This is a genomic window from Marseilla massiliensis (assembly GCF_016899955.1).
GTDB classification, from domain to species: domain Bacteria; phylum Bacteroidota; class Bacteroidia; order Bacteroidales; family Bacteroidaceae; genus Prevotella; species Prevotella intestinigallinarum.
This window is the reverse complement of the sequence record NZ_JACJJL010000022.1, coordinates 65,976-72,705: the sequence shown is the minus strand read 5'-3', so window position 1 is coordinate 72,705 and position 6,730 is coordinate 65,976. Positions and strand designations below refer to the sequence as shown.

Below are 6,730 nucleotides of genomic sequence, written 5' to 3'. Positions count from 1 at the left end.
GCCCCCATCTGCCCACCCCCATTGCGGGCTAAAAGCAATGCAAGTCCGGGAGGACATTCCGACGGCCCCCGCCTGTGGCACATCAAACAACAAATAAAAATGCCAACGATGGATAAACGACAAATCATCGACACCAACTTCGACACAGCAAAGGCCGATATGAAAACAACCGACTTCATCGACGACGACATAGTGCTCTACGATGACGCCAAGAAGATTCCACTGCCCAAGGAACCGCGCCGCACCACCTTCATCTTCGTGGGTCTGTGCACGGCAGGCACTGCGAGCTATACCATCGACACCGAAAACGTTGTGGTGAGGAAAAACGACATAGTGATAATATCAGAGCGAAGGGTGACCGAAAACTACACGGCCAGCCCCGACCTCGAATGCATCGGCATGTTCATGTCGATGAACTTCTATTACGAAACCATACGCAACGTGAGCGACATATCGGCAATGCTCATCTTCTCGCGCACAACCCCCGAGGTGAGCGTCAGCGAGAAGGAAGCCAGGATGTTCACCGACTACTTCAGGATACTGCAGAGCAAGACTGCCGACACATCCAACCCCTTCCGCCGCAAAGTGGTGCAGGCGCTCGTGCTGGCCATGTTCTACGACCTCAACGCCATCATCCACCACATGGAGACCAGGGGCCACAGCAAGAGGCCCCGGGCCGACATCATCTTCACCGAGTTCATCAGGCTCGTGGAGGCCAACTTCAAGAGCGAGAGGCGCGTGTCGTGGTACGCCGAGCAAATGTGCATAACGCCCAAATACCTGGCCGAGACGGTGAAGCAGGTGAGCCGGCGCACGCCCAACGAATGGATAGACAACTACGTGACGCTCGAGCTCAGGCTGAGGCTCAAAAACTCGTCGAAGAGCATCAAGGAGATTGCCACCGACATGCACTTCCCCAACCAGTCGTTCCTGGGCAAGTACTTCAAGGAGCACGTAGGGCTCTCGCCCTCGTCGTACAGGAAGGAGCAATCGCGCCACAGGAGAAACTGAACGGCAGGCAAGGCCGGCGCGGAAAAATCACGACACCACGCCGCACGCGTCGCCAAGGCGGCGGCGAAGCAACGCAAAACGGGGCATCCGACACAACCAAACAGCACGTTTAGCCATGCCGGACGCCCCGTTTTGCATCATGAAACGGCCGCCGGAGCCAACCCACTGGGCCACAGCGGCTTGGCGCGGCCGAGGCTTCGGCGCGGCAAAAAGGAACAAATGCTTACAAAAAGCAGCCCGACGGGCCGGGCCAACAGGTCGCCGGGCAACGCCGAGGGCAACCCCCACACAGGGCCGGGAAACGCCGGGAGCGCGCCGCCCCCGATGCACAACACTCACATTTCACAGGCAATTACAAGCCTGCAAGCGGCATTCTGCAACACAACCAGAAATATGCGGGGGCATCGACGGCGCAATAGTGAAACATAAATCGGGCAAATATTCCTAAACAAGTGCCCCTCCCAACTTTTTTGGTCAAATGCTTGCTGAGAGTGAGTGAATTTATTAACTTTGCAATCAGATACACGCCCAGGCCACACAACGGCCGGCGCGATTAAGAGTAATCAATATGGACAGCACAACAAACAAGCAAAACGAGTTTGTGCGGCAGGTGGCGGAGCAGAAATACGAATACGGCTTCACCACCGACGTACACACCGAAATAATAGAAAAAGGCCTGAACGAGGACGTTGTCCGACTAATATCGCAGAAAAAAGGCGAACCTCAGTGGATGCTCGACTTCCGCCTGAAAGCCTTCAAGCGATGGCAGGGCATGACCCAGCCGGCGTGGGCGCACGTCCACCTGCCGGAGATAGACTACCAGGCCATATCCTACTACGCCGACCCCATGGCCGGCAGGAAGAGTGACAAGAAGGAAATAGACCCGGAACTGATGAAGACCTTCGACAAGCTGGGCATACCGCTCGAAGAGCGACTGGCGCTGAGCGGGGTGGCCGTCGACGCCATAATGGACTCCGTGTCGGTGAAAACGACGTTCAAAGAGGAACTGGCCAAAAAGGGAATCATATTCTGCTCCATCGGCGACGCCATCAAGATGCACCCCGAACTGGTAAGGGAATACCTCGGGACGGTGGTCCCCAGCTCCGACAACTTCTTCGCTGCGCTCAACAGCGCCGTGTTCAGCGACGGGTCGTTCGTCTACATCCCCAAGGGCGTGAGGTGCCCAATGGAGCTCAGCTCCTACTTCCGCATCAACGCACGCAACACGGGCCAGTTTGAGCGCACGCTGATAGTGGCCGACGACGACTCGTATGTGTCATACCTGGAGGGCTGCACCGCCCCCATGCGCGACGAAAACCAGCTGCACGCCGCCATCGTCGAGATTGTGGTGAAAGACAGGGCCGAGGTGAAATACTCGACCGTGCAGAACTGGTATCCCGGCGACGAGCAGGGCCGGGGCGGAGTGCTCAACCTGGTGACCAAGCGCGGCGACCTGCGCGGCGAAGGCAGCAAGCTGTCGTGGACACAGGTGGAAACGGGCTCCGCCGTGACGTGGAAGTACCCCTCGTGCATACTCCGCGGCGACAACTCGGTGGCCGAATTCTATTCGGTGGCAGTCACAAACAACTACCAGGAAGCCGACACCGGCACCAAGATGATACACCTCGGGCGCAACACCAAGAGCACCATAATAAGCAAAGGCATATCTGCCGGCAAGAGCCAGAACTCTTACCGCGGACTGGTCAGGGTGGCACCGGCGGCCGAGGGAGCGCGCAACTACTCGTCGTGCGACTCGCTGCTGCTGGGCAGCGACTGCGGAGCCCACACCTTCCCCTACATGGACATACACAACGACACGGCTGTAATAGAGCACGAAGCCACGACAAGCAAGATAAGCGAAGACCAGCTGTTCTACTGCAACCAGCGGGGCATACCTACGGAACAGGCCGTGGGGCTCATCGTGAACGGCTATGCCAAGGAGGTGCTCAACAAGCTGCCCATGGAGTTTGCGGTTGAAGCACAGAAGCTATTGAGCGTATCGCTCGAGGGAACGGTGGGCTGACGGCATGCCACAGCACGACGGAGCCTGCACGCCAAGCACAATAACAGAATCAAAGAACACCAATCACAACAAGCATATATGTTAGAAGTAAAAGACCTGCACGCCAAGATTGGCGACAAAGAGATACTGAGAGGCATCAACCTCACCATAAAAGACGGCGAGACCCACGCCATCATGGGCCCCAACGGTTCGGGAAAATCAACACTGAGCGCTGTGCTTGTGGGCAACCCGCTCTACGAGGTGACAAGCGGCTCGGCCACGTTCAACGGCAAAGACCTGCTGGAGATGAAACCCGAAGACAGGGCGCACGAGGGCCTGTTCCTGTCGTTCCAGTACCCCGTGGAGATTCCCGGGGTGTCGATGACCAACTTCATGCGCACGGCAATCAACGAAAAGCGCAAGTATGAAGGCAAGGAGCCGCTGAGCGCAGCCGACTTCCTGAAGCTCTCAAGAGAGAAGAGGAAGATAGTGGAGCTTGACAGCAAGCTCGCCAACCGCTCGGTGAACGAGGGCTTCAGCGGCGGCGAGAAGAAGCGCAACGAGATATTCCAGATGGCCATGCTGGAGCCGAAGCTGTCGATTCTCGACGAGACCGACTCCGGGCTCGACGTCGACGCGCTGCGCATAGTGGCCGAAGGCGTCAACAAGCTCAAGACGCCCGACACCAGCTGCATCGTCATCACGCACTACCAGAGGCTGCTCGACATACTGAAGCCCGACGTGGTGCACGTGCTCTACAAAGGAAGGATAGTGAAGACAGGAGGGCCCGAGCTGGCACACGAGATTGAAGAGCGGGGCTTCGACTGGATTAAAGCGGAAGCAGGGGAGGACTGACATGGCTGGCAACGACAAACCAAAGACAACAGGCAGCGACGCAGCAAGGCAGTACATGGACATCTACGCGCAATGCCGCGACATGATACACAGCCACAGCTGCGACGTGATGAATGCCCCGCGGGACGCCGCCTACGACGACTTCTGCCGGCAAGGGCTGCCCACAAGGAAGGTGGAGCGGTACAAGTACACCGACATGGCGCCGCTCTTCGCCCCCGACTACGGCCTCAACCTTAACAGGCTGGAGATTCCCGTCGACCCTTACGAGGCCTTCAGGTGCGACGTGCCCAACCTGAGCACATCACTTTACTTCGTGGTCAACGACGCTTTCTATACCAAACTGCAACCCAAAGGCCACCTGCCCGAAGGCGTAATCATTGGCTCTTTGGCCGAAGAAGCCGCCAAAAAGCCCCATCTCATCGGGAAATACTACGCGCGCATCGCCAAGACCGACGGCGATGCGATAACCGCCCTCAACACAATGATGGCGCAAGACGGACTGCTTGTGTATGTGCCCAAGGGCACAAAGGTTGACCGAACGGTGCAGGTGATAAACATACTGCGCTCCGACGTCGACCTGATGGCCAACCGCCGCGTGCTCATCATAGTGGAACCGGAAGCCGAGATAAAGCTGCTGTTCTGCGACCACGCCGTCGACGACCGCAAGTTCCTCACCACACAGGTCATCGAGGCATACGTGGGAGACAACGCCGGGCTCGACCTTTACTGCCTGGAGGAAACCCACGCCAAGAACACAAGGGTGAGCAACCTCTACATAGAGCAGCAAGCCAACAGCCGGGTGAACCACAACATCATCACGCTGCACAACGGGGTGACACGCAACAAGACCGACCTTGCATTCTGCGGCGAGGGCGCCGAGTGCAACCTATGCGGCTGCGTGATTGCCGACAAGCAGCAACACGTTGACAACAACACGCTCATAGACCACCGCGTGCCGCACTGCACAAGCAACGAACTGTACAAGTATGTGCTCGACGGACACGCCACCGGCGCTTTTGCCGGGCGGGTGCTGGTGCGCCACGGGGCACAGAAGACTGTCTCGCAGGAAACCAATCAGAACCTGTGCGCAACCAAAGAGGCACGCATGTACACCCAGCCCATGCTGGAGATATATGCCGACGACGTGAAATGCGCACACGGGTCTACCGTCGGGCAGCTCAACGACGCCGCCATGTTCTACATGCAGCAGCGCGGGATACCGGTCAAGGAAGCCAAGCTGCTGCTTGAGTTTGCCTTCATCAACGAGGTGATCGACCAGATGCAACTGGCACCACTGCGCGACCGGCTGCACTACCTGGTGGAGAAAAGGTTCAGGGGAGAGCTCAACAAATGCGAAGGATGCAACCTGTGCAAATAAACTACACCGACACCCAACAGCCAACATGAGCAAGATGAATTACGACGTTAACGCCATAAGAAAGGACTTCCCGATACTGTCGAGGACGGTTTACGACAAGCCGCTCGTATACCTCGACAACGCCGCCACTACGCAAAAGCCATTGTGCGTGCTCGACGCCATGCGCGACGAATACCTCAATGCCAATGCCAACGTGCACCGGGGAGTGCATTATCTGTCACAGCAGGCAACCGACTTGCATGAAGCTGCGCGCGAAACCGTGCGCAGCTTTATCAATGCCGGAAGCACAACCGAAATCATATTCACGCGCGGCACCACCGAGAGCATCAACCTCGTGGCCTCGTCTTTCGCCGAGGCGTTCATGCAACCGGGCGACGAGGTGATTGTCTCCGTAATGGAACACCACTCCAACATCGTGCCATGGCAGCTGCAGGCAGCCAAGCGCGGCATCACGATAAAGGTGATTCCGATGGACGACCGCGGCAACCTCGTCACCGATGGAATCGACGATTTGTTCACCGAAAGGACTAAAATTGTGAGCATAGCCCACGTGAGCAACGTGCTCGGAACGGTCAACCCGGTGGAAGAAATCATACGCATCGCCCACTCGCACAACGTGCCCGTGATGGTTGACGGGGCGCAGAGTGCCCCTCACTTCAAGGTCGACGTGCGCTCGATGGACTGCGACTTCTTCGTGTTCAGCGGCCACAAGATGTACGGGCCCACCGGCATCGGCGTGCTCTACGGCAAGGAGGAGTGGCTCGACCGGCTGCCGCCATACCAGGGTGGCGGCGAGATGATAGAGAGCGTGAGCTTCGAGAAGACGGTGTTTGAGCACCTGCCGTTCAAGTTTGAGGCCGGCACGCCCGACTACATCGCCACACACGGACTGGCAAAGGCCATCGAATACATCGGGCGGATTGGCCTCGACAACATCGCGGCCCACGAGCACGAGCTCACCACTTACTGCATGGAGCAACTCGGCGGCATCGATGGAATCAGGCTTTTCGGCCAATCAGACCATAAGGACGCCGTCGTTTCGTTCCTCGTGGGCGACATACACCACCTCGATATGGGCACCTTGCTCGACCGGCTGGGCATTGCCGTGCGCACGGGTCACCACTGCGCACAGCCCCTGATGGACCGTCTGGGCATACTCGGAACGGTGCGTGCGTCGTTCGCCCTGTACAACACGAAAGACGAAGTGGACGCCCTCGTCGACGGAGTGCGCCGCGTTAGCCGCATGTTCTGACCGCCGGCGGCAGCCCGCATGTGCCGCCCCGCCCAACACGACGCCTGCCTACGACAGGCCACAGCCCCTTTCCGTGCAAACATCGCGGGCATTGGCGCAAGCAGGTTGGGGCAAACAGGCAAACCGCCACTGCGCCCGTGAATGGCTGCAAAACAGCAAAGAAAGTGCAGAAAAAGCCCCATTCCATCGGCAAAGGGCCAACAACAGCGGCAAGGCGCAGCCAAATGTGCCG

At 58.1% G+C, this 6,730-nt stretch carries 5 protein-coding genes; all 5 read left to right on the top strand.

Annotated features, from left to right (window positions below; all coding sequences use genetic code 11):
• Positions 1 to 108: 108 nt before the first annotated feature.
• The 5 genes from H6B30_RS12210 to H6B30_RS12190 all read left to right on the top strand — a co-directional run bounded on the left by H6B30_RS12210 (position 109) and on the right by H6B30_RS12190 (position 6,498).
• Complete coding sequence (locus tag H6B30_RS12210) at positions 109 to 1,011, top strand: helix-turn-helix domain-containing protein (protein WP_205110962.1); 903 nt, start codon at positions 109 to 111, stop codon at positions 1,009 to 1,011.
• Positions 1,012 to 1,579: 568 nt separating this feature from the next.
• Complete coding sequence (gene sufB, locus H6B30_RS12205) at positions 1,580 to 3,034, top strand: Fe-S cluster assembly protein SufB (protein WP_205110960.1); 1,455 nt, start codon at positions 1,580 to 1,582, stop codon at positions 3,032 to 3,034.
• A gap of 78 nt (positions 3,035 to 3,112) precedes the next feature.
• Positions 3,113 to 3,868, top strand: coding sequence for a Fe-S cluster assembly ATPase SufC (gene sufC, locus H6B30_RS12200; RefSeq protein ID WP_205110958.1), 756 nt, complete (start codon positions 3,113 to 3,115; stop codon positions 3,866 to 3,868).
• Between the two features lies 1 nt (position 3,869).
• Positions 3,870 to 5,246 (top strand): Fe-S cluster assembly protein SufD, encoded by a 1,377-nt coding sequence (gene sufD, locus H6B30_RS12195; RefSeq protein WP_205110956.1) that lies wholly within the window; start codon positions 3,870 to 3,872, stop codon positions 5,244 to 5,246.
• 34 nt (positions 5,247 to 5,280) lie between these two features.
• The gene (locus tag H6B30_RS12190; RefSeq protein WP_205110954.1) at positions 5,281 to 6,498 is read left to right on the top strand and encodes a cysteine desulfurase; all 1,218 of its coding nucleotides are present in this window, start codon (positions 5,281 to 5,283) and stop codon (positions 6,496 to 6,498) included.
• Positions 6,499 to 6,730: the final 232 nt, after the last annotated feature.